Here is a 26,410-nt window from a genome sequence, read left to right as displayed (position 1 = left end):
GGCGCACCAAAAAGCCGACCGGAGAGTCAGTCATGCCCGTTTTTCGTTCGATTGGACGCGATGCTTCACGTCTTTCTGTCATCAGGACGGACTGCGGGATTCAGTGATCGTAAAGCGCCTTCCGGCCAGCACCAGACTGGCGAAGGCGAACAACGTAAAGAGCCGTGCATTGTTTTGGCAAGGCCGCGATAGCGCGTTTTACGATGACAGAACAGGTTCCTAACGACATGGCACGGATGCTTGACTTTCGCCCAGTCCGCTGGCCTTCAGGTGTTCCAGCTTTTCCGTCAGGCGATCCAGTTTGTTTTTGGGCAACGCCTTACCTCTGGAGCGCTGCATGGCCACATGCCAGATCACCGATTTGCCGATGTTTTCCGGCCGCTTTTCCACGCCTTGGAAGCCGGCGTCGCCGTGCAGCAGCGCGTGCGCCTGGGCCATGTCGGCGACATTGCCGGCCGTGCCGACAACCGTATGCACCAGGGCTGACACGGCATCCGCTCAGATAGGGGCTTTCATGCCAAAGTGCCAGTCGTTGCCCTTCTTCGACTGGTGCATTCTGCATCTCGCTCGCCATCCTTGTTCTTGATGAACGGTGGCGCAGCGATCAACCTAGAGTCCACGATGGTGCCTTCACGCATCATCAAACTTTTCTTGGCCACACGTCCATTGATGGCGTCGAAGATCTGGCGCGCAAGTGCGTTTGTTTCCAGCAGGTAGCGCATTGGCAGCAAGGTCGTCGCGTCCCGCGCCGACTCGCGGCCCGGGCCAATGCCACGAAAGCGCGGATGAACTGGCTGTCATAGGCCTCCTCCTCAATGCCTTCGACCGACAGACCAAAGCACTGCTGGGCAATATACATGCGCAGCATGCGCGCCAGCCCGATCGGCGGGCGCCTTCCACTTTCGGATAGAACGAATCGATCAGCTTGTGCAGCTTGAGCTTGCCCTTGCGGCGTCACGCTGTCGATTTCGGCCAGGAAGCGGTCGCGCCGCGTCAGTTTTTTCTTGGCGGCGTCTTAGAGGTCGGGGAAGCTCTTTTGCATGGTCGATGGCGGGCGGTGGCGGTACTGATATTGTCTCAGGTCGGACCGCCGCAGAGAACGGTGCCAAGTGAATAAATCAGTGCTTCCTTGTATAGAACCCCTTAGAATCCGAAGAATGTCGCGTGCTTTCCCGCTAGATGACTCTCGCTATTTTTTCTCTTGCACCCTTCGCGCGCCAGATAGGGCATGCAATTCGCTCTGGTCGTACTTTGACAGGTTGACCTGACGTAGGCGACCGAACTCTACGCATTTTGAAACCTGAGTAGTTTTCTCCCCAAACACAAAAGCCGCTAGATGGATGGCTCCATGTACGGCCGCTACATTCCCCGCTTTGCGGAGCAGAAACGAGCTGCAAGCCCATAGACGATAAAGTACTTTATCGGTTTTCCCAAACTGACGCGGGCCCTCTGCCAGCATCCGTTCTTGGCAGGGCCGTCAACGGCACGTCGCTTCCTAGGTGTCCACTTCTACAGTTCCCGCACCGCTCAACCTGAGGCTAGATCTCCCGCCCCAACTACCGTCCGCGTGCGGCGGCCTAGGGCGGAGCATTGGCATGGCATACAGGGAAAATCGAGCAGGAAATAATGACAGCCTTTCTATCGAACATCGGGCGCATCCTGACGCAGGAATACACCGATATCAGGAACCAAGCGCATCTAAAACAGGAGCTACCCGATCCTCGCCATTCCGTCATGAACACCAGGGTTCACGCATTCCAACCTTGACGACGCTAAACACAAACACCTGCCAATGCGGGGAAGCGGCCGCACTGCAAGCTGAGACAGGCCGACGTCCGCCTGCTGTAGGAGTAGAGTCCAGCTAAACGAAATGCCTGTATAAATCCACATTCTGTTGGCGACACAATGCGCGACGACACGCTTACGATCCTCTTCATGGATCACTTTTCGCTCCCAGAGAATATGTCTACGCCACATCCGCCTTCACCGCTGGGTTTCACTACGCCATGCACCAAAGCCAGCCAAGCGCAGATGGACGATCCCAGGCAAACCGTGGCGACACGGGTATTCCACGAAGAGTTCCAGTGCGTAAAAGCGCTCTACATGGATACCGAGAACTATGCCCCCCAGTTCAGCGCGACGGATCTGATCAGCGCCTACATTTCACTGGCCTTCACCTTCGACAACGCGGAAAGCCTGATTTTTACCTATTTGCATACCGAACTGCTTCTGCGCGATCAACGCACCCCGCGCCGCCAGGAAGCAATCTGGAAACCACAATACCTGCTATTAAGGGCACTGCAGCGCTCACCCCTGAACTGCGATCCGCATCCCCATTTCACGCTGGACCATTTCACGACAGCCTGCATTGCCATTATGGTGAAAAAAGAAATCGCAAAACACAACATCTTTGGGCAAGCCCGTAAAAATACTGTGGCCCGCTCCATTGGTTTGAAGAATACCCAGCAATCCTAATGACCACCAAGCAACAACCACTGCATTACTACCGCTTGCATCTACCTGGAAACACCCCTGCCTCGCGCTCTGCGCACGCGGCACCGGCTGACACCGAAACGCCCTGTTCGCTACGCGACAGGCTACTGACTCCCTTTTCAGGTCGTTTTTACGCTCATGCAATCGTTCCTTTCATTCGCCGTTCTGACTTGCGCAGTGCTGCCATGTGCCGCGCATGCCTGCTGGGACGCCGCAGGAAGGCAGTACGGCATCTCTCCCGCACTGCTATTTAGCGTGGCGCAGGCTGAATCGTCCTTGAACCCGCGCGCCATCAACCGTACGCATTTCCATGTCACGCATACAGTCGATATTGGCTACATGGGGATCAATACGAACAGGGCCATGCTAAAAAACCTGGGGCTGAGCGAAGAAGACTTATACAACCCCTGCAAAAATATCCATGCCGGCGCGCGCATATTGCGCGAGAAATTCCAGCGTTTTAATGTCACCTGGGAGGCCATCGGGGCCTACAACGCTTCATGCGTCAAGCTTGCACCAGCGGCGTGCCAGGAAGCACGCAGACGGTATGCCTGGCGCGTGTATGGTTTCCTCACCAATACCAGGGCGCCAGCAGTACGCCGTTCTCCGTCAGCTGCCAAGCGCAACATCCTCAACAACGCGCGTTCCGAACGGGTAGTGCCGGTGCCGGCTGCGCTTGTCTCTGTGAGTTTGTCATGAGCCGCACACTCACACACGCTGCACTGGCAGCCACCGAAATCGCTGTCGCCTGCCTGCTGCTGGCCTCCTGCAAAAACACACCGAATCAGCCTCGGCCTGCAGCACTGGCTTCCCACGCAGCCGCGCCGGGGCCCTATATGCAGCGCATCGTCCAGCTCCACTACGGTGCGCAGGCGCTCTACGGCCTGTGTATCACGCCGGTGTGCCCTGCGCGCACGCCCAAGACACTGGCAAGAAGCGATGCGCACGTGGAGGAGGCGGTGCACACCGAATTAGCGGCAGACGGCGCCCTGCGGACACCGGCGGGGATACCGGTGGCAACCACGGCAGCGAACGGAAATGACCTTGCCGATGCCACCGAACTTGCAGTGTACTTTGCCCCGGGCTCTTCCCGCCTGGATAGGACGGCGCAACACGTTTTGCAGCAATTCCTCGCGCTGGTGCAGCCAGCGTCCCGTATTCGTATCGCCGGAAGAACCGACAACACAGGCACGCCTGCCTTGAACGATGCCATTGCCCGCCAGCGCGCGGCCAGGGTCGAGCGCTATCTGCGCCGCCACCTGCGCGCACCTGCTGTCCAGCTTGAGGTAGGAAGCAGCGGCACCTGCTGCTATGCCGCCGGCAATGCGACCGAAACGGGCCGCCAGAACAACCGGAGGGTGGAGCTCAGCCTCACCGCCGACGCACCTCGGCAGGTCCAGCGATGAGGAGCGAAGCTCGCCTCACCAACCTGACTTCGGCATGGGCAACGTGCCGGCCGGGCAAGATCGCGTGGCACTGCCCCGTTCGTGGTCCCCCTATGCCGCCATGCCGCATGACCTAGCCGCCCGCACAGACAATTTTCTTCACTATCACGATTGGAATGCACATGAACACCCTGCAATACGTTACCGTTCTCCCCTTCAAACAACACGGCAAGCGCCCTCTTGGCCTGCGTGTTTCCGCCGCAGCCAAGGTCCTGGCACTGCTGACCTTGATCACCCTGGGGCTGCTTGCCGCCATTCCCGCCACCGCCATCGACCTGGTCGCGTTCACCGGCATCACCGGCCCGCTGACATCGGCACTGACGCAACTGGCCGCACTGGCACCTGGCGTGAAAGCACTGGTCGGCTTCATCGGCTTCGTGGTAGCCCTGATCTCGCTGACTGCCCTGCGTAATTTCAGTCCGGTGCTGTTCTACATCGGCATGGCGATTTTCGGTGCGGTCGGGCTGATCATTGGCGGCTCCATCATGGGTGCCACGATCTGAACCAGGCCAGCGTAGACACCGCACATTGAGAAAAGGAGGACGCCATGCAAGCCGACACCTATATTCCCCGGCGCCTGGACGACCAATGGAAGATTGGCCTATGGGACTTTGATGTTGCCTTTCCCGTCCTCCTTTCCGTCTTTGTTGGCTATCTGGCCAGCAGCAAGCTCGGATTTTTCCTCGCGGTCTGCGCCGGCGTTGCCGTGTCGCGCTGGCTGAGCCGCAAAAAGGCGGACAAGCATCCGGCCTTTGTCCTGCACTGGGCGTACTGGTACCTGCCTGTCAGCCCGCTGACGTCCATGCGCTCGACCCCGCCCTCGCATATCCGCAAGATGGTCGGGTAGCACCAAGGAGAGCACCGTGAAACTGGAAACCTATCAGGATGACCTGGGCGCACTGCGTCGCCGCGTCTTCGACCAGCGCCTGGCCATTGGCATCCTTTCCGTCTGCCTGATGCTGGCGTTGACCATCATTGTCCGCATCGCAGGCACGGAACGCACTGTCATTGTGCCGCCGGCTATCCATAAAACATTCTGGATCGAGGATGGCAAGGCCAGCAACGACTATCTGGTACAGATGTCCGGCTATATCGCTTATCTGATGCTGGACGTCACGCCGAAGTCGATCGAATGGAAGAAGGACATGCTGCTCAGCTGGTGCCTGCCGGAGAACGCCGGCAGCATCAAGACCCGCCAGGATCTGGAGGCGGCAAGACTGAAGAAGCTCAATGCGAGCACGTACTTCCAGATGCAGCAACTGGTACCTGACGAAGAAACGCAATCGGTCACGATGACCGGCTACCTCAAAACCCAGGTGAACGGGGCCAATACCTCTGACAACCTCAAGACCTACCGTGCGGACTTCGTCTTCCGCGGCGCGCGCGTGCATCTGAAAGATTTTAAGGAGTTGAAAGATGGAAAACCGGATACTGCCACTGGCGTGGCTGCTGCTGGGGCTCGTTGAGCTCCCCGCTTGGGCCGACCAGACCAGAGAGGTCAGGGACGGCGCCACCATCGAGGCGGTCATCGCCGCACATGAACCCACGCGCATCCGCATCGAGGGTGCCAAGATCATCGACGTCGTTGGCAACATCTACTCGAGCAGCAATTGTGCTCCCAAACCGGCTGACGCCAGCCTGCCCGCAGCGCCTGGCGCCGGCACTGCCGTCAATCCCGGCGGCCAGCTGTCGCTTGCCTGCGACCTGGCCAAAGGCGAAATCTATATTCAGCCGGTGGGCACTGCTGCAAAGCCGATCAATCTGTTTATTTCTTCCGCCACAGCCACTTACACCTTGCGTCTGAACCGCGCGGAGGTTCCGGCAGACACGATCGTGATCTCAGACAAGTCGGCCAGACGCCAGGTCAAGACAGCCAATACCGGCGGCGCGGCGCCGGCGAGGTCCGCCACATTCATCCGCTCCCTGAAATCGATGCTGATGTTCATGGCTTCCGAGCAGGTGCCCGACGACGTCCGGATGGAAGAGCGCGACGAAGCGCGCCTGCTATGGGCGGAAGCGGAAATGAAGCTCATCCGCCAGTTTGAAGGCCGTGGCCTCATCGGCGAGACCTATGCACTCAGCAATATCAGCGGTGCGCCGCTGGTGCTCGCAGAACAGGAATTTGACCGCGACGATGGCGATGTCCTGGCCGTCGCCATCGACAACCTCAACTTGCGTCCGAATGAAAGCACGCGGGTCTACGTCATTCGGACAGGGGAGTGAGCCGCCATGCGCATCATGCAAACATTGAAATCCTGCACGGCACGGTTGACGCCCAAGCAGCAGCAGTACCTGGCCGCCGCCAGTATCGTGACAGCCTGCATAGGCGTGCTGTGGGCGGTATTGGCCTATTCCGAGTCCGGCAGCCCCGCCCGACAGCTTCCCAAGTCGACCGACAAGCGCGCCACCGTCAATGTGGATGGTGCCAGCATGATGGTGCCCGGCCAGATTTCGCCGGAAGACCAATGGGTCGGCAACGCCGGCAAGAAGCTGGCGCAATATGACAGTGACAAGGAAGCGCAAGACAAAATCAACAGCGATCACAAGGCCGTCGAAGCCGCCTTGCTCAAGCGCCTGGCGGATCTGGAAGCAAAGACGGCCGCGACAGCAGAACAGAGCCCGCCGCCAGCGCCGCCCGCCCCCGTCACGCCGCCAACACCCCAGCCAGCTGTGGCGACCCCGTTGCAGTACCCTCCAGGCACGCCACCGGGAGGCAGCGCGCCACCAGGGCAACCCGCCACCGATCTAGCCAGTGGCAACACCGGCGTAATGCGGCCAAGCGAGCCGCCGGTAACATCCGCCCCGATGATCCGCGTATCCCTAAGCGCTGCGGCAGAGACCAGCAGGAGCACTGGATCCACCGGCGAGATCGGGGCAAACCTGGGAAAAACAGCGAATACCCTGGATGACTTCCTGCCAGTCGGCATCCTGCCGGGAGAACTGCTCGGCGGGATCGATGCGCCGACAGGCGGCCAGGCCCAAAGCAATCCCCTACCGGCGTTCATTAAAATTTCTGCCGCTGCCATCCTGCCGAATCAGTTCCGCGCGGACGTCAAGGAATGCTTTGTGGTCGCCTCCGGCTATGGCGACATCAGTTCCGAACGCGCCTATCTGCGCACCGACGTACTCTCCTGCATCCGCTACGACCGCTCGGTGGTCGAGGTCAAGATCGAGGGCAACATTTTTGGGGAGGATGGCAACCTGGGGCTGCGCGGCACGCTCGTCTCCAAACAGGGGCAGCTGCTGGCCAACAGCCTGCGCGCCGGCATCGTCAGCGGTATTGGCCAGGGTTTTGCACAAGGCAACACCTCATTTACCACTTCGCCGTTTGGCACCCTGTCGACAACAACCGGCGGCACCGGCGATCAATTCCGCCGCGGCATTGGCAATGGCATGGGGAGCGCGCTCAACAACCTGGCCAACTATTACATCCGGCTGGCCGAACAGACGTTTCCCGTCATCGAGGTGCATGCGGGCCGCAAAGTGGATGTGGTGCTGACCCGTGGCGTGCGCATTCCCGCGCGGCCCATGTCACGAAGCGACGCGAACCGGCAGGATCAGCTCGGCCTTGCCGAGCGCACGATGGAGGTTTCCAATGACGAAGCTGACTAGACTGGGCCTCGCCGCACTCGCCTGCGCCGCCACATGTGCCGCCCACGCCAGTACGGCCGAGGACACGCTGCTCGCCACGCTGAAGCAAACCTATCCCGGCACGGCCTTTGATACGGTCACGGCGACACCGATCCCCCACGTCTTCGAGGTGTGGATGGGCGACAACGTCGGCTTCGTCGCCGATACACACTCTGACTACATGATTTTTGGCCGCCTGGTCGATCTGCGCGCCATGCGCGACCTGACAGCACCGAAACTGCAGCAGCGGAGCAACGCTGCCAGCCCGGCAGCACCGACGGCAGCGGCTATCGATGTCCGCCAGTTGCCGTTGACTGATGCGATCGTCTCCACACAGGGCAAGGGCGAACGCGTCCTTTATCTTTTCACCGATCCACATTGTCCGTATTGCCGCCAGCTCGAACCTGAACTGGTGAATATCCCCAACCTGCGCATCTACAACTTCATGCTGCCATTCCAGGACCAGGCTTTACCTATGCGCATCTGGTGTGCTGCCGACCGCCTGGCTGCCTGGCGCAGCGCCGTCAGCGGCACGTTGGACGGACAGGGCGCACCAGCCCAATGCGCCCATCCGCTCGACCGCAACCTGGCCCTGGCCAGCAAATTAGCCATACAGGGCACGCCGACCCTCGTCTTTGCTGATGGCGCACGGGAAACCGGTTTTATCAGTGCCAGCGAGATCGAGGCCCATCTGGCGCAAGCCGCGTCCAGCCACCAAGCCAGCAAGAATCCAAAGGAGTAATCATGCAACTGAATCCATCGATTTCATTGCGCATCAAAAACCTGTCGGCCACAGCGGTTTGCCTGACGATCCTGGCCGGGTGCGGCGACATGACAGGCCTGGGCGGGAAGTCCGAATATGCCTGCAAGGCGCCGGAAGGCGTGCGGTGCAACTCCGTCTCCGGCAATTACTACAACTCGTTTCCATCGGGCGGCGGTGCGGCGGCCACAGGGGTTCCCACAAAAGGAACGCCGCGTACAGCCCCGCGCAGCATGTACACGATGCTAAAAGCTGCATCCAGCGGCAGCGCCATGCAGGGATCGCCTGTGTTCGAGCCCGCCGCACTGCGCTCGCCGCCGCGCGTCATGCGGCTCTGGATCAAGCCGTGGGAGGACAGCGACCATGATCTCCACGATCAGTCCTTTGTCTACCTGCAGACAGACTCTGGCCGGTGGCAGATCGCCCACGCGCAGCGGCAGATCCGTGATGCCTTTGCTCCCCTGAAACCGCCCGCACCTCAGCAGGCGTCATCTTCGGGTACTGCGTCTCCCTCTGGACAGGCCAACTCCGGCGCCGAAACACGGCCAACCTTGCCGCCAGCGGGAGCGCTTGCCGATCCTCCCATCGGGACCGTCACGACGGTTCCAGAAGGCGCGCCGGCTCCAGCGTCGGCGACAAGCCAATAGCGGTATTGCATTCAGAGAGGACAAATATGCTCAAGTTCTTCACGTCAGAAAACGATGGCGAAGGGATCCGCGCTGGCCTCTGGGATCTGTTTGGATTAAGCCGAGGTGAGGCGTTTTCCAAGGATCAGTTTTCCAGCTGGCTGCCGTACGGTCCCTATGTCGACAGCGAGCACCTGTTCATCAATCGCCATCACCGGCTCGGCTTCATGCTGGAACTCATGCCCCAGGCCGGTGCCGACGAACGTATGGTGGAGGTGCTGCAAAGCCTGTACACCAACTGTCCCGCGAACACGGGTGTGCAATTTCATCTGTTTGGCTCGCCGGACATCCGCGCCCCGCTGATTCAATATGCCAACATGCGCATGGAAGACGAGGATCAATATGAAAACTCGCAGCAGTGGGGCCGGCCGGCTCGGAACAGTAACCTGTACCGCCAGCTGGCACGCCAGCGCGTGCAACATCTGCTGGCCGGGAGCCAGAAATCCCTGACCAAGGGATTTCATTTTACGCTGCGCGACTTTCGACTGATGATGAGCGTCACGGTGGACGGACGCGCCGATGATATCGGCAAGCGCGAAGCGGCGATTGGTTTGCGCGACTCGATGGCAAGCACCCTTGACGCCGCCTCTATACCCAGCAAAGAATGCGATGCGGCCGCGTTAATCAACTGGTGCGCACTGTTCACCAATCCGCACCGGCTCGCAGACGGTTTCACCCCATGGATTCACTACGATGAGGGTAGGGAATTGCGGGATCAGATTGTGGACTTCGATACCGTCCAGGAGCCGACCAACGAAGGTATCCGGTTTTCGAAGCCAGGCAAGCCGCAGCAGGTGGAAGCACGCTTCTTCTCCATTAAATCGTTTCCGGGACGTTTCCCCCTCTGGCAGATGGGTGCGCTCATCGGCCACGCCATGCAACCGGCACTGCAGTACCGTGCGCCGTTCCTGCTCACCATGGGCGTGCACATCCTCGATACGAATACGACGCGGACATTGATTACGGCGAACCATATCCGCGCGACACAGAACGCGGGCAGCAAGATGGCCGCCATCATGCCGGACGTGCAGAAGAAGCAGGAAGACTGGAGTGCCGTCGCCAACGCCATGGATGTCGGCGGCAACCTCGTCTCGATGTACCACCAGCTGGCCATTTTTAGCCCGCCCGCCGAGGCGACGGCGGCGGCAGAAGCGGCCAAGGCCATCTGGCGTGCCAGCGGCTTTGAACTCAATGCCGATGTGTACATGCACCGCCAGGCGCTGCTGGCGAGCTTGCCCATGACCCTGACGCCCGCATTCCACAATGACATGAAGAAGATGAAGCGGGTGACACGCAAATCCATGGCGAACGCCATCCATCTCGCGCCCCTGCTGGCGGAATGGCGCGGAACCGACACGCCAACGCTCATCTTCGCCGGCCGCCGCGGCCAGCTCGTGACGCTGGACCTGTATGACAACGACCTGGGCAACTACAATTTTGCCGTCGTCGGCGCTCCAGGTTCCGGCAAGTCCGTCACCCTCAACGAGATAGCCTGGTCATACCGTTCCGGCGGTGCGCAAGTGCGCCTGCTTGATCTCGGGCGCTCATTTGAGAAGCTGTGCAAGAAAGCCAATGGCACGCACGTGGAGTTCAGCGCCCGCTCGAAGATCATTTTGAACCCGTTTACGGCGGTCAATGATATTCACGAAGACATCGATATGCTGTTGCCCGCCCTGGCGAAGATGTGTTCCATGAGTCAGCAATTGCAAGAAGTGCAATACAAGGCCATTTCAACGGTCCTCCTGAAACTATGGAAGTCGTACGGCAATGATCTGACGATCACCGCCTTGCGCGACGAATTCAAGACCGGCAATATCGCGGAACTCGAAATCAAAGGCGATGACCGCATCCGCGATCTTGCCATCATGCTCAATCCGTACTCGAAAGACGGGCAATACGAACGATTCTTCGAGGGCAAGAATAACGTCGATTTTTCGAATGACTTCGTCGTGATCGAAAACGAAGAGCTCAAACGTAAGCCCGATCTGCATGCTGTCGTCAATATCCTGCTGATGTACCAGATCACCGGCGAGATGTACCTGAACCGCGATCGCAAGAAGCTCCTGATCATCGATGAACTCAAGCAACAGCTTGGCGAGATCGGTGCGGACGACCCGGTCAAGGCCGCCGTGGTGGAAGAAGCTGCCCGCCGCGCGCGCAAATACGGTGGTGCACTGGGCACCGCGACGCAGGGTGCCGATGACTATTACGGTTCGGTGCAAATGACAGCCGCTTTCAACTGCTCCGACTGGGTGTTCTTGCTGCGGCAAAAACCGGAGTCGATTGACATCCTGGAAAGCAACAAGCGCATCGTCATGGATGCGGCCAAAAAGCGGCTGCTCAAATCGCTGCGCACGGAAGCGGGGGCCTTTGCGGAAATGTACGTCTCGTCGCCCATCGGCGAAGGCGTCGTACGCCTGGTCATTGATCCAGCCACGCAGCTGCTGTTTTCCAACAAGCTGGACGACAACAAGCCGATCGATGCCTTGCGTGCCCAGGGCTACTCCATCGACGAGGCCATCGCCCGGGTACTGGCCGACAGGGGACTCCAATGAGAATCATGCTGATCAACATCTTCGTATCGGCCTGCTTCGTGGCGATCGGCATTGCGGCATATGACCGGCTGGTGCTGCGGCCGATGCTGGTCATCGGGGTCGTCGACGTGGCGAACGTCTTCAATGCAAAGCAGGAACAGGTCTTTAAAGCCATGACGAACAGCCGTACCGACATAGAGCGACGGCAGGCGATATCCGATGCTGAACGATTCGTTCCCGGCTTTGCTGCTGCGTTGGCGCAATTGCCGCAAGAGTGCGCATGCCTGGTGGTCGACAAAACGGCGGTGATCGGCAGCCGCGCGACGCTGATCGATCTCACTCCATTGCTCAGAAAAAAGGTGAAACTGTGACCCGCGATTTTTTTCAGCATGCGCGCAGACGCTGGTATCTGTACTTGGTGCTGCTCGCGATCTGGACACTCGCCTATGTGCGTTTGTTTATCGATACCACACCGCGCTTGCCGATTCTGTTTAACGTGACCCCCAGCTTGCCCTACACGGTCGCAGTGGTCGACTACCGGGCGAAGGGCATCCATCGCGGTGATTATGTCGTCTATGCATTCGAAGGGGCGGCGTACCGCATCTTCCCCGGCCTGCACCACCAGCCGTTCTTCAAGATCGTGCGCGGCGTGGCCGGCGACAAAGTGACCGTCCGGGATCGCCATGTTTTCGTCAATGGCGAGGAGGTCGGCATTGCCAAGACCCATACCACCGTTAAACACCTCCGGCTCGAACCCATCGCCGAGACCGTGATTCCGCCCTCGTATTTTTATGTACAAGGCACCAGCCCGGACAGCTTCGATTCACGCTACAGCATCAATGGCCTGGTACGCGCCGACGCGGTTCTGGGCGTCGTCATTCCGATCTTTTGAAGGAAAAGCAAATCATGCCATTACTTGAACCCGCACCCACGACACGGGGCTTTCACTGCCTGCCATACGGTGAGCTGACCAGGCGGATTTTGTCCGTCCTGTTGCTGGCCAGTGGCCTCACGGGAGCACTGGCAGAGGCCGAGGAACTGGCCGCGATCGGGCCGACGTATCCGATTGCCGAGCAAAACCTGCTCGACATGATCGCCCAGCGCCTGCGTGCGCTGGAAAAGAGCGGCCAGCTTCACGCACTGCAGGAGCAGGCGATCGCCAAAGGCAGGGCGGCCGTGGCCAATCCGGCCCCGGTGGCAGGTTTGACGCCGGCGAAGGCACCACGGACTCTGTATGTTGAACCCACCTATGTGCTCGACAAGAACATCCTCGACGCACAGGGTCACGTCCTGTTCCCCGCAGGCACCCGCACCAACCCGCTGGCGATCACGTCCATGTCCAAGAGCCTCCTGTTTTTTGACGCGCGCGATCCGATACAGGCAAAGATGGCGCGCAGCCTGCTCCAGCGCGATGGCGCGCGGATCAAGCCGGTACTCGTCGGCGGCTCGTATTTGCAGCTGATGAAACAGTGGAAGACGCGGATCTACTTCGATCAGCAGGGCACGCTAGTGCGGCGCTTTGGCATCCGACACGTCCCGGCCTTGGTCTACCAGGAAGGCATGCGCCTTCGCATCGACGAAATCGTGGTGGCCAGATGAGCCTACTAAAACACACCATCGGCTTGATCCTGCTCCTCATCGGGGCAGGCCATGCCCAGGCGGCGCCGGTCGGAACCTGCACTGGCGCCTTCCCGAACCCGATCACGGATATCTGCTGGTCATGCATCCTGCCGATCTCCCTGGGCAGTGTCACCCTGGGCAACCTGGGCGGCCAGGAAGACACCGCCAATCCGTCCAGTCCGATTTGTTCGTGCAAAGTCAATCCGCTGATCGGCCTGTCCATTGGCTTTTGGGAACCCGTGCGCCACGTGGAAGTGGTGCGCAAACCGTTCTGCCTGGTGTCCCTGGGTGGCATCGATCTCAATCCGGGCATCCCTGCGCCGGAATCCGCCCGGGCCACGGACGCAGGCGGCGCCCAGGATGCCTTCTACCAGGCGCATTTTTATGTCAATCCGGTCATGTACTGGCTCAAGGCGGTCGCCGATTTCCCCTGCCTGGAAGTCGGCTCCTTCGATATCGCGTACATGACCGAGGTCGATCCATTGTGGAACGATGATGAGCTCACCTTAATTATCAATCCGGAAACGGTCCTCTTCGCCAATCCCGGCGCCGTCGCCGCCTGCGCTGCGGACTGCGTTGCCGCCACGGCGGGATTTGGCCGCCCGGAATTGTTCTGGTGCGCCGGCTGTCAGGGAGGTCTTTTCCCGCTCGATGGCCACGCGGCCTACCACGTGGGCGGGGTGCGCACCGCCGAATTGATGATGCAGCGCCTCACCGCCAAGATGCACCGAGAACTGCTGACATGGGGCATGCATGGCCAGAAAGGTCTGTGCGGTCCGTACTTCCTGCCGGAAATGGACAAGACGGCCTACAAATCCCAGCTGACGTATCCCATTCCGGCCACCGACAAGGAACTGGGCAAATGCTGCCAGCCTTTTGGCCGCACCACCATCGCCTGGGGATCGGGCAAGGAATACCCCGTCAAGGGCGAAGATTTTGCGTTTATGTTATTTCGAAAAAGGAACTGCTGTGTTGGCTACTAATCCGATCCAAGTGCCCTCTGCAGGCGCCAGGCCTGCTGCACTGCGTACCATGGCAGGGCTAAGTTCTCTGTTCCTGGCCCAGGCCGTGGCGGCGCAGGCGATACCAACGATCACTGACGCGGACATCGAACGTGCCAAAAAGCTGCAGCCGGTCATCACCGAGCAGGATATCGCCCGCGCGGTACGGGCCAATCCCATGCCGCAGGACCCGCCGCCAGGGCCAACTCCCACTACGCCACGGATGCGGATCGACGCCTTGCCGCAGCCTCGCCCAACGCCACCCGTTGATCTGGGCGCCATTGCCAAAGGCTATGAAGCGGCATCCAATCCAATCGCGCTTGCCGCGTTGAATGGCGACCGGCTGCTGGTCTTTGTGACCTTCGCCATGCCGGAAGCCGCGCTGAATAAACTGGCGATGCAAGCCGCGCAGCTGCAGGCGACCCTGTTACTACGGGGCCTGGACGACGGATCACTGGTCAAAACCGTGGTGCATGTCCAAAAAATCATGGGCGAGCGCAAGGTGGCATGGCAAATCGATCCGCAGGCATTTGACCGCTTTGCCGTACGCCAGGCGCCGACCTTCGTTTTACTAAGTGCCGGCGCACCCGCCCAGGCCTGCGGGGCAGGGAGTTGTTTCGCGCCGGATGCTTATGTTCGCGTCGCCGGCGACGTCTCGCTTGAATACGCGCTCAAAACCATCGAGCAACGCGCACCGCGCTTTGCCGGCAGCGCCGGCCGCTTCCTGGAGAGGATGAGGAAATAGCCATGCGCCGTTTGATCTCCCTGACGACCGCCTGCTGCTTGAGCAGCATGCAGCCTGCCATTGTCCTGGCGCAAGTCAACCAGGATCTGGCCGGCGCCACGGCTGCCAACCAGGCGGCCCGGGCCAGCGTCACCACCCAGAGCGCCACTGCCCACGTGCCCGGCTATACGCTGTCGCCACCCGAAACCGTCTACCACGGCAAGAGTAACCTCAAAAGCGATGCCAGTACCCACCTGGCGGCCTGCGCCCTGACACCCGGCGACCCGGCCTGCGCGGCGCAAGTGGGCGCCCTGAACTCGGCCAACACGCCGCGCCCGCCCGTGCTGGCCACCGATCCGGCTATCGCCGCCGCGCAAGCCATCGCCCGCGATCCCTTGAGTGCCGAGACGGCGCTGGCCGCGTACACCACCGGCTGCCCCGCTGGCGCTACATGTGCGCCAAAAACGTTCTGTCTCGGTACGCAATGCTTCAGTACGAGTTATACGAATGACGTCGATTTTGCGCAGGTCATGACCTACATGGAGGCCGTGCGCGAGGCTGGCGTCTATCTCGATCCGAAGAGCATGACTTTGTTCAATGGCGAGGGTAATACCTGCCGCAACCGGCTCCTCAAAAACTGCTGCTATACGGATGGCGCCGGGGCCCACTTTACTAACCAGTCCCTGTTTGGCATCGGCTCGCGCCTGGTATTCGACATCCTGATGAACAGCGGCAACCGCGAGTTCATCACGCAAGGCGCCAAGGCACTGCTGACCAGTGGCGGTTTCAGCGGCAGTTATACGACGTTTGGTGTGACGGTGGCCGTCAATGGCACGGCGCTGCCGGCAGGTTCCATCACGCTGGCCACCACCGAACACCTGGCGATCGCGTTCAATCCCTGGAGTCTGGCGATGACTGCGGTGATGTACATCGCGGTCTCGATGATGTCCTGCAACGCCGGTGAGGGAAAGCTGGCGATGAAGGAGGGCGCCCAGCTATGTCACACCATCGGCACCTGGTGCAGCTCCTGCATCCGGGTATTAGGGAAATGCGTGTCGTGCATCGAGCACACGACCTCTAAATGCTGTTTTAACTCGCGCCTGGCCAGGATGATCAACGAACAGGGGAGGGCGCAGCTCGGCATGGGCTGGGGAGCACCAAAAAATCCAGCGTGTTCCGGCTTTAGCGTGGATCAATTGCAAAGCATCGACTTTGCGAAGCTCGAGCTGACCGAGTTCTATGCCTCGATCGTACCGACGCTGCCCAACGTGGCGGCAGTCAAGGATGCTGCCGCCCAGCGTGCGCCAGCGTGTTATCTGGGGAGAGGGAAATGCTGAATCGAACCACCATGCGCAGGGTTTCGCTTGCCCTTTGCTCTGCCATGCTCTGCGCCGCAACCTGTGCGGCCCCGGAAGCCACACCACGCGTGGCGGTGAACGATCCGAAAGTACTGATGTTGGCGGCCATCGATGCACCCGACGGCCGTGCAGCCGGCATGCTGACGGGAGAAGTGGCGGATGCGATCACCCAGCGCTTTTCTGCCACCTCTGCGCTCTTCATGGATGTGACGACACTGGCCCGCTACGCCCAGGACGGTTGCCGCCGGCTCAACGTCCGCTTTTGGCAGGAAGGCGTCAGGCTCGCACCGGGGCAGGCACCAAATAGGCAAACGATCGATATCGGCATCAATTACTGCCGCAATGGCCAGCCGCCCACCCATCTGCGCCTGGAGAAATCGCTATGAGAATGCACCAATACTGTCTGGCAGTGATGCTCGCATGCGGAGCCGTACACGCCCAGGTTCCCGCCAGTGTCCCTGCACAAGGCCACGCTGCTGGCGCGCAGGCCGCTGTGCGGCGCGGCTGGCATTTTTATGACGACCCGGCAAGGTACGAACCGCAGAAGGAAATAGTGTCGCCTGCGCCAGTCGCGCTACCAAAACCCACCACGCCGCAGCCGCCGCCTGAAGTCAAGGCGCTGCGTGAGTTGCAACTGCAGCTGGAACAGCTCAAGGCCGTCGCCGTCATGAACCCGACTGTCGCCAATGTGCGCCGCTACATGGAGCTCGAATCGAAGATCGTCAGGAATGCCTCGCTGTTCGCCGACCTGTCGCAGAAAGTGGCGTGGGCCAATCCGGACCTGGACCCCACCACGCAGGGCCGGCCCGTCAATGCGCAGGCGCTGGAGGTATTTGAACAGGTACAAATGCAGGAGAGATCTTCCGCCCTCGCCAACATCGGGAGCGACCACATCCTGATGTTCTTCTTCCGTGGCGATTGTCCGTACTGCCATGCCTATGGGCCGGTATTGCGGGCGTTCTCCACGAAGTACCGTATCCAGGTGCTGCCAGTCAGCCTGGATGGCGGCGCGGTGCCGGGTTTTACCAATGCCCGCACCGACAACGGTACCGCCGCCACGCTCAACGTCAAGCAAGTTCCGGCGCTGTTTTTGGCACAGCCCATCACCGGCAAGATCATGCCGGTCGGTTTTGGTGTGCTGTCGGAAGGCCAGCTGGTGGAACGGATCGACGCCCTGCGGCCGCGCGCCGCAGAAGCCGTCGAAACACTTTTTGGAAAAACACTTTCATCTCGTTAAGGAGCTCATCATGCCTATGCGCAAACTCATCATCGCACTATCCCTGTCCAGCAGTACCCTTTATAGCCATCTGGCCTTCGCCGGTGACCTGAATGCCGAAGTCAACAAGATGTTCAACGACCTCGGCGCCATCGGCAACTACTCGGCCCCGGGCGCTTTCCGAGGCCAGGTCTACAACACCTACAGTGGCGGCAGCCTGATACTGCGCGCGCCGAACAAGACGTATCAATTAATGGCAATTAACTACCCGACGGCCAAAGCCGGGTGCGGTGGCATCGATCTTTTCGGCGGCTCGTTCTCCTACATTTCGGCGGCCGAATTCAAGAACATGCTCAAGAACGTCACCTCCGCGCTACCGGGCGTAGCGTTTCAACTCGCGCTCGAATCGGTATCCCCGATGCTCGGCGGTATCACCAAGTGGACCAAAAACCTCGAATCGATGATGACGAATGCGCAAATCAATTCCTGCAACACCGCCAAATCCCTGGTCTCGTCGGCCGCCGAGGCCACGGGGTTCAGCTCCAGCAAGGCATGCGAGGACATCGCCGTCTCGCTGGGCCTCGAATCGGACTATGCCGCCGCAGCCGTCCGCTGCAAATCCGACAAGGGCTCCATTCTCGATACGGCGCGCAAATCCTCCGATCCCCTGGTCAAAAACAAGGCGCCGTTCGTCGGCAACCTCACCTGGGAATCGCTCAAGCTCGCTGGCAACTACCTGGACGACAAAGAGCGGGAAATGGTCATGAGCATGGTCGGCACCGTTATTTTCTATCCGGAAGGACGAGACGACAACCCAATTGCTCCGACCTTCACTTCCATCTCCCAGCTGCTCTATGGCCAGTCGGACGCTGGCGGCGGGAACGTCCACCAAACAGTGTTGCGGTGCAACAATTTTACAACGTGTGACCAGGTTACCGTGGATCCCGCCTACGTCCACACGCCATTTACCGCCAAGGTTGAAAAACTGATGCGTTCTATCGCTTACAAAATCGAGACGCGCACACCGATTCCCAACATGTCGCCGGAGGTCGGTTTTGTGAACCAGACCAGTGAGCCTGTCTACCGCATGCTGTCGATCGGCGCATCGTTTCCTTCTGCCACAGCCAATGAGCAGCTGATTGCCACCTATCGGGATGTGATTGCCGCGGATTACGCCTACATGTTTCTCGAGAAGAACCTCAGGTTGGGTATGGGGGCGCTCGAAAAGGATTTCACGTTAAACGCCCAACAAAAGATAAGAGCGCAAGAAATCCGGCTGCGTGCCAAAGACATGCTGGCCCAGCTGTCCCGCGAAAAGGCCCTCGTCTACCAGAAAGTAGGCTCTATCACGGTGGTGTCCAACCACCTGGAACAACTGTCACGGCAAATGCGCGCCAATATGCCGCAGCAGGTACTCGATCTGCTGGGACGCCAGGCCGCCTATCTGCGTTGATAAAAAAGAAGGAGGTAAATAGTCATGTGGGAAATTTTCGCTTACCAGAACTCGGACAGTTTGTACGGGCTGATGAATGCAGTGGCCGCCATGGTCGGCGCCAACACCTACCGAAATGCTCTCGGCATCGTCGCCGTGTGCGGCTTCGTGGCCGCACTGGTAGGCTATGCCTTCGCCCCGGAAAAGATGGTGGGCTGGAAGTGGCTCGCCTCGGTCGTCCTGGTATTTTCAGTACTCGTAGTGCCAAAGGTCACTGTCGGTATTGTCGACAAGACGGGAGGTTCGGCCGAAGTATTCGTCGACAACGTCCCGTTCGGCCTGGCGGTGCTTGCTTCGCTGACCAGTACGGTCGGCAATAGTCTGACGGAACTCGAAGAAACAGCCATGCAGGTGATTCCGGGGCCGGCCGGCATGCCGGATAAGCTGAGCTATCAGAACAATGGACTCATGTTCGGCAGCCGGCTGGTGCGCGAAACGTCCAAGGTCGTGTTCCAAAGTCCGTACTTCAGGAACGATCTGATTAATTTTCTGCACCAGTGCACGATGTTCGATCTGGCCTCTGGCTACCTGTCACCGGAAGCATTTGCGACCTCTGGTGACGTTTGGGCGCTCATGGGGGATCCCAATCCTGCCAGGTTTACCGGCGTCACGAATGCGGCCGGTACCTCGGAAGTGCTCACCTGTCCTCAGGCATATACAAAGCTATCGGCGAAAATGCCGGCCGAAGTTCAGCGCATCCAGGGCACACTGGCATTCCGCATGAATCCGACGCTTCCTGGGGCGGTAGCCTCGGCCCTGATCGCGGACCAGATACAGCAAGCCTATCTGAAAGCAAAAATTGCCGATGCCTCGGCCAGCGCTGCTGATATCATCCGCCAAAACGCACTCATCAATGCTGTGAACGACACTAGCCTTCTGGCTGGCCAAAAGGACAACGATCCGGCCACGATGCTGCTGGCTGTCGGCCGCGCGCAGGCGGTGGTTCAGACCAATGCGGCGTGGATCAATGCTGGGAAAATAGCTGAACAAGCACTGCCCGTCATCCGTAACGTGGTCGAAGTGGTGGCGTACGCGATGTTCCCGCTGCTGATCCTGCTCCTTATGCTGGCTAACGGCAAAGATACCGTGGCTGGCTTCAAGAACTATGCGTCTGTGCTTATTTGGATCCAGCTTTGGCCGCCGTTGTATGCCATCCTCAACTACGCTGCGACCATGTATGCAATGCGCGATTTGGCCGCCGCGGCCAGCGTAGGCAACGGGGTCAACGCCCTGTCGCTGACTACTTCCTCGACCATTTTTTCCAGCGCCATTTCTGGCGAAGCCGTCGTCGGCTATATGACCATCAGCATTCCCTTCATTGCCTGGGCTGCCCTCAAGCGCATGGAGAACTTCGGCACCGCGCTCGTCGATGGCATGCGCCTGTTGCAAGGCAATGTGACCACTGCCACCAATTCGGCGGCAACAGGCAACGTATCTATGGGAAATGTCGCCATGGACCAGATGACCTTGGCGCCTGTCCGCTCGTCACCGTTCTTCAGAAGTCGGCAAAATGATTTTTCGGGGAACACGTATACAGGTGGTGAACTGTCTGGAATCACGGCAGGAAAAGCATTTGCCAATGAGGGGCCTGTTTCGAAGATCGTCGACGCCAAGATTACGCAACAGCACGTTGCAGCCGCTAGGAAGTCCGCTAGCGCGGCAAAGTCTGAGGCCATCGCAGCCACCAATGATAAAGCCGCAGTCCTGTCGGACGCGCTAACACATTCGCAAGGAACCTCTGGTATTCAAAACGCGTCTAAAGGTACAAACAGGGCTAGTACAGAAGGTTTTGGACAACGTACGAACGAGCTCCGCCAAGTGGCCGAGAATGTGGCCAAAGCAACTGGGGCCACCGAGCAGCAAGTAGCAACCGTCGCATTTGGCGGCGCTGTTGAGTTTAAGCCCGGCATACCTGGAGTCGGAAGCGTCGGTATATCTGCTCGTGGTGCCAAGGATTACGTCGCATCGATTGACCAACAACTAAAAGAGATCAAAAACAAACTAAGTAGTGAAGAAGTAACAAAATTTAAGGAATGGGGAGAAATGCTTGCCAAAAATACTAGCTTATTGAATTCGGTAATATCGGACCATAGAAATGGGCAAGAGATTGCTGCAAGATTGACAAATTCTGTTTCTAGATCTGAAAGAGCGGATGCAACGCTTCGAGAACAAGAAGAATATTCAAGAACTGTCTCCGGGGCATTTGAACGCGGTGAAGTAATGAGCATCGATCTTGCAAAAAATCCTAAAAACATCGACTTGTTTGAAGCGCTACTCTCACATGGCGAGAGTAGCGCTTCCGCTCAAATACTATTTGATTCGCATTTAGGTAGTATCGCGAAGTCACCGATTATTCCTAGCGCAAAATCTAATCTTCCGAATTCATTTAAAGCTGTTCGAGAAATTTATCATCGTGATAAATCCGACTTGTCTTTGAATCCGGATTTAATAAAAATTCACAAAAACAACAAATTAAAGGTGAATCAAAAACCTTCCGGGAAAATAGGGGGCAGCGGGGAGGTTGCCGATGCAAGCGGCACAAGCTTACAGCGAGAAGGAAAAAGCTGGGTTGAAAAGGAACAAGTGAGAATCAAAGAATCCCCATCGCCATTGCAGAAGGAAATTTCTAACAAATACGACGCTTTAGACCGAGAAGTAAATCAATCAAAGAAGGATTTTTACAAATCTACAGGCATTAAAGAAAACCCATCAGGGCACATTGCGACAGATAAATCTCTTTTTGGAAATGCAAATGAACAAGTTACTGAAGATCCCGATGTCGTTGCCAAACATTTCCAATATCTAAAAAGAAAGGCGAAAGATAATTTGAATAAATTATTAAATAAATAGACGCACATTAATTCTCCCTAGATAACCATCTAGCATCCAAACTTGAATTGCCATGCTCATCGATTCTGTATGACGGATTTTTTATGAGATTTCCATCATAAAAATCGGTATCGTATCGATGAGCATGAGAGCGTAATGTGGTTTCCCCACTGCATTTGTGAAATTTCGTAATTATATAATGTATAAGGTAAATCAATTCATATAGCATTACAATAAAAATGAAACCAATTATCGAAAAAATGGCTGTTACCGTTGTAGATTCGCCATATCCGAGAACGCCACCGAAAATCGATCCGACGATTCCACACATCAATACTTTCTTTAAATGAATCATGAACTTCCTCCACGAACAGGTGACCAAGAAAGGAAATAATAGTGATATTTTTTCTTTTTTCAAGTATGTAAATATAAATTCAGACTGAATAACCTTACGGAAGGACATTAAAATCATGTATGGCTGGAAATTTTTATCAATTATGATTTTCCTTTCTTTAAGTCTTTTTTCAACTTCGTCGCATGCTGTAGCCTTCGCAAAAAAACCGACGGATGACTCGGTCTGCGATTTAGCGCCGAAGACCACGAGTCGGTTAGGGCAAAGGACCTTCGTTGAAGCCGGCACGCGCGATGAGAGCGAAATTTATGCTCGGCTCGCCCTTCGCTTCGTCACAAAGGCGTGTACAAATGGCCAGGTTTTGCTTTTGCACTCCGAGGATGGAACAGAATTCGACGAGCAATATTTTCGCGCCGTTACAGCTCAGCTATGTAGCGCCTCTGCGGTAAAACGAGAATCTGCCGCTACTCAAGAACGCCCACATGCTTTCATGCTGGAATGCCCGATCTCGAAGATCAAAGAAGCCACCGCAGCATTAGCCGAAATGGAAAAAGCAAAACCGACGGAAGCCATGATCGCGGACGGTGCGCCGATGCGAAGTGCACAGCCAAACCGGAGAGAAGAAGAAAAAAAAACGTGTGGTGACAAGATGACCTGGGAAACTGTCGTACTGGGTTGGGGGGGCAGTTGTCGCTAACTTATCGCGCCTAGCCCCCAAGGAAACGCCATGGAAAATAAAGACGATAAGAGTCAAGCTGAACTGCAGGCCGGCAATCTCGCACTACTTATGTTGGCCGAGATGCGCGAACAACGCGCGGGATTCAGGGAAGAACGCCTGGCGCTTGAACGGGATCGAAAATTTGCTCGCCGCCTCACCTTGACGCTGAAGTCGTTGCTCGTTCTCATGCCACTCCTGTTCGGCCTGTACTTTTTCATGCAAATGTTGCAGTTTAAAATAGGTCCCTTCGGCCCGGTCATAGGCATAGTGCACATCGAAGGCGAGATCGCTGCAACCTCACTCGCGTCCGCAGACAAGATCGTGCCGGCCCTGAAGCGGGCGTTTGAGTCCAGCAACGTTACGCAGATAGTTCTGGCGATAGACAGTCCCGGCGGCGCTCCCGTCGAGGCCGAGCGTATCGGAAGCGCGATTCACTCTTTCAGGAAAAAACACCCGAAACCGGTAGTGGCGGCGATCAGCAACGTCGGCGCATCGGCTGCCTACATGATTGCCTTGCACGCCGACAAGATCATCGCCGGGAAATATAGTCTGGTGGGATCGATTGGCGCCATCATCGCGCCATGGCAACTGTCGCGTGCGCTGGACCGCCTGGAAATCTCGCAGCAGGTATATGCATCCGGTCACCTGAAGGCGTTCTTGAATCCGTTCACACCGCCTAGCCAAGACGCGCAAGCCAAGGCGCAGGATTTGGTGGACAGGGTAGGGCGGACATTTTTGCGCGAACTTGAGGAACGGCGCGGCCGCGCCCTGAGGCACGACGTTAACTACGCCAGCGGGGAAATCTGGAGCGGGTTAGAGGCAAAGGAAATCGGCCTGATCGATGCCATCGGCACGGTGGATGACTTCGTGGATGCTCAAAAGGAGGGGACTGCATTCAACTTTGGACCACATCCTGGTGGATTTGGCCAAATGGGTGCCCTGGTCTCAACATCGCTCATTTCTTCGCTCGACGACATCATCGCGAGGCAGAGGTTTCAGCTCAGGTAGATGAGGGAGAGCGGAGCTGCAATTCCGTACGGTATGCGACCCATGTCAAGCCAAAATACGGCGCAAATTGGCTAGCTTTCTTGTGGCCGATACTGCCTTCACACGAGTAAGCTTGAAGAATCATGGAAAGATATCAAGCCTACAGGTTCGAGTTGAGACCAACCGGCGAACAGGAGCGCGCCATGCGCCGCTTCGCCGGTTCTTGCCGGTTCGTCTACAATAAAGCGTTGGCAATGCAAATAGAAAACTATGAAGCTGGAGGAAGGTACATTGGTTTCGCCGGCATGTGCAAAGTGCTCACAAGCTGGCGGCACGACCCCGCCACACCTTGGCTGCCGGACACACCATGCCGTTCCTTGCAGCAAGCTTTAAAAGACCTAGAGTCGGCATTTAAAAACTTCTTTGAGAAACGTGCTGGTTTCCCCAAGTTCAAACGCAAGGGTACGGGTGATGCCTTCCGCTACGCGAGCTCGAAGGAGTTCAAACTCGATGAAGGTAACGCCCGTATCTTTTTACCCAAGCTGGGCTGGATGCGCTACCGCAACAGCCGCGAGGTCCTCGGCGAGTTGCGCAAAGTCACCATTAGCAAATCATGCGGCAAGTGGTTCGCGTCGATTCTGACCCGTCGCGAGGTCGAACTACCCTTGCATAAAGCAGCGACGGCGATCGGCATTGACGTTGGGATCGCCCGCTTTGCCACCCTGAGCGACGGCAGCTTCATCGCGCCGCTCAACAGCTTCAAGAAACACCAGCAGCGCCTGGCGCGCTACCAGCGCCGCATGGGCCGTAAGGTCAAATTCAGCAGTAATTGGAGGAAGGCGAAAGCGCGCGTCCAGAAAATTCACCGCGACATCGCCAATGCTCGGAAAGATTTCCTGCACAAAAACACAACGACGATCAGCCGAAATCACGCGCTCGTCTGCATTGAGGATTTGCAGGTACGGAATATGTCCAGGTCCTCTAAAGGCACCATCGAACAGCCGGGCAAGAAAGTCAGCCAGAAGTCGGGGATGAACCGTGCCATTCTCGATCAGGGATGGGGCGAGTTCAGACGGCAGCTAGACTACAAGATGGCATGGAACGGCGGCATGTTGCTGGCCGTGCCACCGCATCACACCAGCCAGACATGCCCGGCTTGCGGCCACGTGTCGAAAGACAATCGGCAGACGCAGGCGTCGTTCCTGTGTGTCGATTGTGGCTACGAAAAACACGCCGATGTCGTCGGCGCGATTAATGTGCTCGAGCGGGGGCACCGCTTGTCAGCCTGCGGAGAGATGGCGCAGTCAGGCCGCTCGAAGAAGCAGGAACCCATCGAAGCGCGTCGTAACTCATCGCGCCGCGCAGTAGAAATCTCCGTCCTTTAGGCGGGGAGGATGTCAATGGCAAAAGGCGAAAGCCCGCGTCTAAAAGATTCACAGCCGCAATGCCAATACTCGGAAAGATTTCCTACACAGCTACCCATGAGGCAATCCCTGGCTGGCGGTCAAAGATCCCGAGGTCGATATCGAGACCGCCCCGATCCAGGTAGACATGGCGATGACGGCCGAGGCTTGGAAAGTCTTGATCGCGGCGCTAGAGCGATGTGTCCTGCAAGCCGACAGCGGGCGGGGCCGGATCGCCCTCACGATGCTGCTGTTGGTGGGAGATTCGGGAGTGCGTCGCGCGGAAACCGTATCGGCCCGCAGCAACGTGCTCACGCCCAGTGGCATGTGCTGAAGGTGCCGGGCAAAGGTAGGAAGAAACGGCGGCTGCACGTCATTCCCCGTACCGTCGATGCATTGCGCGCGCATTGGGTTGATCTCGGGGCAGATTTTGACTAGTCCGGCGACGATAGTCCGCTGTTATCTCCCTAAGTCATACCAGCTACGCCGGCACCGTGGACCTAATCGACCATCTGCCCGCGCCGCTGCAAGATCGACTAGCAACGCAGCACCTGGTCGCGATGTGGGCGACACCGGGTTCATCAGTTGGTTGATGCCGGTAGCCGGGCAAATAGGTCAGGCAAAAGTCGGGGCTGAACCGCGCCATCCTCGTTCAGGGATGGAGTAAATTTCGCCATCGGCTTGGCTATAAGGTTGCATGAAACGGCGGCATGTCGCTGGCCACGCCACCGTACCACACCAGCCAGGCGTGCCTGGACGACGGGATAGGAGGGCCAGTAACGGCGCGTACGTCACCGCTTCAACAACAAGCTGCTCCAAATCCTACAAAAAGCCGCATTTCAAACGACTTGCGAGTGTCTAGTGAATTCGTGGCAATTCAGTCCATGATTTGGGCCTCACTGGGGCGACGCTGTTGAACGAGATCGGCTTCAACCGGGACCGGATCGAGAAGTCCTTAACGCATGAGGAGGGACGTTCCTCCCGGTCGGTCTACAACAAGGCTGAGTATGCCGAGCAGCGGAGCCACATGCTGCAAGAGTGGGCCAACATGATTGATGCTTGGGGCGATGGATAGGTTTATGTGCCGAAGCTGATGCCGGAAAACGTGGTCGTTCCGGCACTGAGCGCAATAGCCTAAAAATGGCGGAATGATTGTCTCTTG

General features: G+C 57.9%; 24 protein-coding genes and 2 pseudogenes. 25 read left to right on the top strand and 1 reads right to left on the bottom strand.

The annotated features are described in order from the left end of the window. Positions 1 to 81: 81 nt before the first annotated feature. Positions 82 to 997 (bottom strand): annotated as a pseudogene (locus tag U0004_RS28790) (IS5 family transposase). 908 nt (positions 998 to 1,905) lie between these two features. On the opposite strand from U0004_RS28790, the gene U0004_RS28785 reads away from it, so the two are divergent. The 25 genes and pseudogenes from U0004_RS28785 to U0004_RS28665 all read left to right on the top strand — a co-directional run. After that, a complete protein-coding gene (locus tag U0004_RS28785; RefSeq protein ID WP_139144235.1) occupies positions 1,906 to 2,475 on the top strand; it encodes a hypothetical protein in 570 nt (189 codons plus the stop codon). A gap of 156 nt (positions 2,476 to 2,631) precedes the next feature. Further along, on the top strand, positions 2,632 to 3,192 hold the full coding sequence (locus U0004_RS28780) for a lytic transglycosylase domain-containing protein (RefSeq protein WP_071653722.1): 561 nt from the start codon (positions 2,632 to 2,634) through the stop codon (positions 3,190 to 3,192). Further along, positions 3,189 to 3,899 carry an OmpA family protein gene (locus U0004_RS28775; protein WP_167468742.1) on the top strand — a complete coding sequence of 237 codons (711 nt, stop codon included), beginning with the start codon at positions 3,189 to 3,191 and terminating at the stop codon, positions 3,897 to 3,899. The genes U0004_RS28780 and U0004_RS28775 overlap by 4 nt, the downstream gene beginning before the upstream one ends. 161 nt (positions 3,900 to 4,060) lie before the next feature. Next, positions 4,061 to 4,441, top strand: a complete 381-nt coding sequence (locus U0004_RS28770; protein ID WP_231958615.1) for a hypothetical protein — start codon at positions 4,061 to 4,063, stop codon at positions 4,439 to 4,441. Positions 4,442 to 4,485: 44 nt separating this feature from the next. Then, positions 4,486 to 4,785: a type IV conjugative transfer system protein TraL gene (gene traL, locus U0004_RS28765; protein WP_070258240.1), complete on the top strand. Its 300-nt coding sequence runs from the start codon at positions 4,486 to 4,488 to the stop codon at positions 4,783 to 4,785. A gap of 16 nt (positions 4,786 to 4,801) precedes the next feature. After that, positions 4,802 to 5,404: a type IV conjugative transfer system protein TraE gene (gene traE / locus U0004_RS28760; protein WP_070258241.1), complete on the top strand. Its 603-nt coding sequence runs from the start codon at positions 4,802 to 4,804 to the stop codon at positions 5,402 to 5,404. Then, positions 5,355 to 6,161, top strand: coding sequence for a type-F conjugative transfer system secretin TraK (locus U0004_RS28755; protein ID WP_070258242.1), 807 nt, complete (start codon positions 5,355 to 5,357; stop codon positions 6,159 to 6,161). The genes traE and U0004_RS28755 overlap by 50 nt, the downstream gene beginning before the upstream one ends. 6 nt (positions 6,162 to 6,167) lie before the next feature. Next, positions 6,168 to 7,550 (top strand): TraB/VirB10 family protein, encoded by a 1,383-nt coding sequence (locus U0004_RS28750; protein ID WP_081345797.1) that lies wholly within the window; start codon positions 6,168 to 6,170, stop codon positions 7,548 to 7,550. Next, the gene (locus U0004_RS28745; protein WP_070258245.1) at positions 7,534 to 8,310 is read left to right on the top strand and encodes a DsbC family protein; all 777 of its coding nucleotides are present in this window, start codon (positions 7,534 to 7,536) and stop codon (positions 8,308 to 8,310) included. Before U0004_RS28750 ends, U0004_RS28745 begins: the two co-directional genes overlap by 17 nt. Before the next feature lie 2 nt (positions 8,311 to 8,312). After that, positions 8,313 to 8,975 (top strand): TraV family lipoprotein, encoded by a 663-nt coding sequence (locus U0004_RS28740; protein WP_070258247.1) that lies wholly within the window; start codon positions 8,313 to 8,315, stop codon positions 8,973 to 8,975. Positions 8,976 to 9,001: 26 nt separating this feature from the next. After that, on the top strand, positions 9,002 to 11,569 hold the full coding sequence (traC, locus tag U0004_RS28735) for a type IV secretion system protein TraC (protein WP_081345798.1): 2,568 nt from the start codon (positions 9,002 to 9,004) through the stop codon (positions 11,567 to 11,569). Positions 11,570 to 11,574: 5 nt separating this feature from the next. Continuing rightward, a complete protein-coding gene (locus U0004_RS28730) occupies positions 11,575 to 11,919 on the top strand; it encodes a hypothetical protein (RefSeq protein ID WP_115057685.1) in 345 nt (114 codons plus the stop codon). After that, positions 11,916 to 12,440, top strand: a complete 525-nt coding sequence (traF, locus tag U0004_RS28725) for a conjugative transfer signal peptidase TraF (RefSeq protein ID WP_070258251.1) — start codon at positions 11,916 to 11,918, stop codon at positions 12,438 to 12,440. Before U0004_RS28730 ends, traF (U0004_RS28725) begins: the two co-directional genes overlap by 4 nt. Positions 12,441 to 12,454: 14 nt before the next feature. Beyond that, a complete protein-coding gene (traW, locus tag U0004_RS28720) occupies positions 12,455 to 13,147 on the top strand; it encodes a type-F conjugative transfer system protein TraW (protein WP_081345802.1) in 693 nt (230 codons plus the stop codon). Then, positions 13,144 to 14,151, top strand: coding sequence for a TraU family protein (locus tag U0004_RS28715; protein WP_070258253.1), 1,008 nt, complete (start codon positions 13,144 to 13,146; stop codon positions 14,149 to 14,151). The genes traW and U0004_RS28715 overlap by 4 nt, the downstream gene beginning before the upstream one ends. A gap of 49 nt (positions 14,152 to 14,200) precedes the next feature. After that, a complete protein-coding gene (gene trbC / locus U0004_RS28710) occupies positions 14,201 to 14,914 on the top strand; it encodes a type-F conjugative transfer system pilin assembly protein TrbC (protein ID WP_070258255.1) in 714 nt (237 codons plus the stop codon). Positions 14,915 to 14,916: 2 nt separating this feature from the next. Then, positions 14,917 to 16,230, top strand: a complete 1,314-nt coding sequence (gene traN, locus U0004_RS28705) for a conjugal transfer protein TraN (RefSeq protein ID WP_070258257.1) — start codon at positions 14,917 to 14,919, stop codon at positions 16,228 to 16,230. Then, on the top strand, positions 16,224 to 16,637 hold the full coding sequence (locus U0004_RS28700) for a hypothetical protein (protein ID WP_070258259.1): 414 nt from the start codon (positions 16,224 to 16,226) through the stop codon (positions 16,635 to 16,637). Before traN ends, U0004_RS28700 begins: the two co-directional genes overlap by 7 nt. Continuing rightward, complete coding sequence (gene traF, locus U0004_RS28695; RefSeq protein ID WP_115057684.1) at positions 16,634 to 17,488, top strand: conjugal transfer protein TraF; 855 nt, start codon at positions 16,634 to 16,636, stop codon at positions 17,486 to 17,488. The genes U0004_RS28700 and traF (U0004_RS28695) overlap by 4 nt, the downstream gene beginning before the upstream one ends. A gap of 10 nt (positions 17,489 to 17,498) precedes the next feature. Then, positions 17,499 to 18,920 (top strand): conjugal transfer protein TraH, encoded by a 1,422-nt coding sequence (locus tag U0004_RS28690; RefSeq protein WP_070258263.1) that lies wholly within the window; start codon positions 17,499 to 17,501, stop codon positions 18,918 to 18,920. A 24-nt stretch (positions 18,921 to 18,944) separates the two neighbouring features. After that, positions 18,945 to 21,809: a conjugal transfer protein TraG N-terminal domain-containing protein gene (locus U0004_RS28685; RefSeq protein ID WP_070258265.1), complete on the top strand. Its 2,865-nt coding sequence runs from the start codon at positions 18,945 to 18,947 to the stop codon at positions 21,807 to 21,809. A 449-nt stretch (positions 21,810 to 22,258) separates the two neighbouring features. Next, positions 22,259 to 22,837: a hypothetical protein gene (locus tag U0004_RS28680; RefSeq protein ID WP_139144236.1), complete on the top strand. Its 579-nt coding sequence runs from the start codon at positions 22,259 to 22,261 to the stop codon at positions 22,835 to 22,837. 30 nt (positions 22,838 to 22,867) lie between these two features. Next, positions 22,868 to 23,866 carry a S49 family peptidase gene (locus U0004_RS28675; protein ID WP_070258267.1) on the top strand — a complete coding sequence of 333 codons (999 nt, stop codon included), beginning with the start codon at positions 22,868 to 22,870 and terminating at the stop codon, positions 23,864 to 23,866. Between the two features lie 122 nt (positions 23,867 to 23,988). Continuing rightward, on the top strand, positions 23,989 to 25,230 hold the full coding sequence (locus U0004_RS28670) for an RNA-guided endonuclease InsQ/TnpB family protein (RefSeq protein WP_070258269.1): 1,242 nt from the start codon (positions 23,989 to 23,991) through the stop codon (positions 25,228 to 25,230). A gap of 895 nt (positions 25,231 to 26,125) precedes the next feature. Next, positions 26,126 to 26,386, top strand: a pseudogene (locus tag U0004_RS28665) (tyrosine-type recombinase/integrase); the annotation flags it as partial. Positions 26,387 to 26,410 lie beyond the last annotated feature (24 nt).

It is taken from the genome of Janthinobacterium lividum (assembly GCF_034424625.1).
Classification (GTDB): Bacteria; Pseudomonadota; Gammaproteobacteria; order Burkholderiales; family Burkholderiaceae_D; genus Janthinobacterium; species Janthinobacterium lividum.
The sequence above is the reverse complement of the archived record's forward strand: the minus strand, read 5'-3'. Positions and strand labels throughout refer to the sequence as shown.

Excerpts from the sequence above, each read along its gene's own strand:
- U0004_RS28690 (WP_070258263.1), top strand. The coding sequence starts at position 17,499 with ATGCCTATGCGCAAACTCATCATCGCACTATCCCTGTCCAGCAGTACC.
- U0004_RS28680 (WP_139144236.1), top strand. The coding sequence starts at position 22,259 with ATGTATGGCTGGAAATTTTTATCAATTATGATTTTCCTTTCTTTAAGT.
- U0004_RS28780 (WP_071653722.1), top strand. The coding sequence starts at position 2,632 with ATGCAATCGTTCCTTTCATTCGCCGTTCTGACTTGCGCAGTGCTGCCA.
- trbC (WP_070258255.1), top strand. The coding sequence starts at position 14,201 with ATGGCAGGGCTAAGTTCTCTGTTCCTGGCCCAGGCCGTGGCGGCGCAG.
- U0004_RS28670 (WP_070258269.1), top strand. The coding sequence starts at position 23,989 with ATGGAAAGATATCAAGCCTACAGGTTCGAGTTGAGACCAACCGGCGAA.
- U0004_RS28685 (WP_070258265.1), top strand. The coding sequence starts at position 18,945 with ATGTGGGAAATTTTCGCTTACCAGAACTCGGACAGTTTGTACGGGCTG.
- traW (WP_081345802.1), top strand. The coding sequence starts at position 12,455 with ATGCCATTACTTGAACCCGCACCCACGACACGGGGCTTTCACTGCCTG.
- U0004_RS28675 (WP_070258267.1), top strand. The coding sequence starts at position 22,868 with ATGGAAAATAAAGACGATAAGAGTCAAGCTGAACTGCAGGCCGGCAAT.
- traN (WP_070258257.1), top strand. The coding sequence starts at position 14,917 with ATGCGCCGTTTGATCTCCCTGACGACCGCCTGCTGCTTGAGCAGCATG.
- U0004_RS28715 (WP_070258253.1), top strand. The coding sequence starts at position 13,144 with ATGAGCCTACTAAAACACACCATCGGCTTGATCCTGCTCCTCATCGGG.
- U0004_RS28770 (WP_231958615.1), top strand. The coding sequence starts at position 4,061 with ATGAACACCCTGCAATACGTTACCGTTCTCCCCTTCAAACAACACGGC.
- U0004_RS28785 (WP_139144235.1), top strand. The coding sequence starts at position 1,906 with ATGCGCGACGACACGCTTACGATCCTCTTCATGGATCACTTTTCGCTC.
- U0004_RS28745 (WP_070258245.1), top strand. The coding sequence starts at position 7,534 with ATGACGAAGCTGACTAGACTGGGCCTCGCCGCACTCGCCTGCGCCGCC.
- U0004_RS28750 (WP_081345797.1), top strand. The coding sequence starts at position 6,168 with ATGCGCATCATGCAAACATTGAAATCCTGCACGGCACGGTTGACGCCC.
- U0004_RS28755 (WP_070258242.1), top strand. The coding sequence starts at position 5,355 with ATGGAAAACCGGATACTGCCACTGGCGTGGCTGCTGCTGGGGCTCGTT.
- U0004_RS28700 (WP_070258259.1), top strand. The coding sequence starts at position 16,224 with ATGCTGAATCGAACCACCATGCGCAGGGTTTCGCTTGCCCTTTGCTCT.
- traC (WP_081345798.1), top strand. The coding sequence starts at position 9,002 with ATGCTCAAGTTCTTCACGTCAGAAAACGATGGCGAAGGGATCCGCGCT.
- U0004_RS28740 (WP_070258247.1), top strand. The coding sequence starts at position 8,313 with ATGCAACTGAATCCATCGATTTCATTGCGCATCAAAAACCTGTCGGCC.
- traL (WP_070258240.1), top strand. The coding sequence starts at position 4,486 with ATGCAAGCCGACACCTATATTCCCCGGCGCCTGGACGACCAATGGAAG.
- U0004_RS28730 (WP_115057685.1), top strand. The coding sequence starts at position 11,575 with ATGCTGATCAACATCTTCGTATCGGCCTGCTTCGTGGCGATCGGCATT.
- traF (WP_115057684.1), top strand. The coding sequence starts at position 16,634 with ATGAGAATGCACCAATACTGTCTGGCAGTGATGCTCGCATGCGGAGCC.
- U0004_RS28775 (WP_167468742.1), top strand. The coding sequence starts at position 3,189 with ATGAGCCGCACACTCACACACGCTGCACTGGCAGCCACCGAAATCGCT.